Origin of the sequence: Streptomyces hilarionis, assembly GCF_024539675.1 — a bacterium.
In the GTDB taxonomy this organism is placed as follows: Bacteria; Actinomycetota; Actinomycetes; order Streptomycetales; family Streptomycetaceae; genus Streptomyces; species Streptomyces hilarionis.
Window position 1 is genome coordinate 1 of the sequence record NZ_JAHHIT010000383.1, and the last position, 711, is coordinate 711.

The following is a 711-nucleotide window of genomic DNA, read 5'->3' on the forward strand; positions in this document are numbered from 1 at the left end:
GTACAGCTCAGGCGAGGCATTACGTTTTGCAAAATCGAGAATGACGTCGCGGTCAGATGAGGTGACAGGAAGCAACCCGCCTTCCAAAGTGATCCCGATGCGTTTCCGGTTGGGAATCCCCAGATCGGTAGTAGTGCCAGCGAAGGTTCGTTCAAAACCAACCTGGTCAAAGTATTTGATGAAAAAGCGCTTGTCTTTCCATAGTGGCAACAGCGGAGATAGAAGCCCACGCTTCCTGACCCACCTATAGAAACTGATGCAGTTGCGCATGTACTCGGAGGCCGTTGCTGGGCTGATATGACCAGCATCTCGCGCCTTAATAAGCGCCCCACGGTACTGAACGAGACACCGATCAGCTTTTCGAGACGGGAACTCAAACCACTCAAGTCTGCGGCTCTCCAAAAACTTCGCGTAGTTCAGCAGTCCATTAACGTTGCTGGAAACGGTCTTTAGGATTGCTTCCCCATTGGTGACACGCTCCATAGCCCAGAGGTTCGCCTCTCTCCAGGGCAAGCCGTTTACCCAGAAAATTTGTGGTAGCCCTTCGATTACTACCCGGGAGCTATTCGACGAGTAGGTAATCAGGCGGTCTTTGACAGAAAGGTCATGCGGACTGAAGTGGATGTGCTCAACGGTAGCCAAGGGATATCTCTGTAAGAAAAAGCGCCAATGTCCATGGGAACCCTATCTAACTTTGGGCGTCCACAGTAT

At 51.5% G+C, this 711-nt stretch carries 1 protein-coding gene; it reads right to left on the reverse strand.

The features are described from left to right. Positions 1–483 (reverse strand): hypothetical protein (locus KMS84_RS43655; RefSeq protein WP_256921252.1); only part of this gene is annotated, 483 nt, incomplete at its 3' end. Positions 484–711 lie beyond the last annotated feature (228 nt).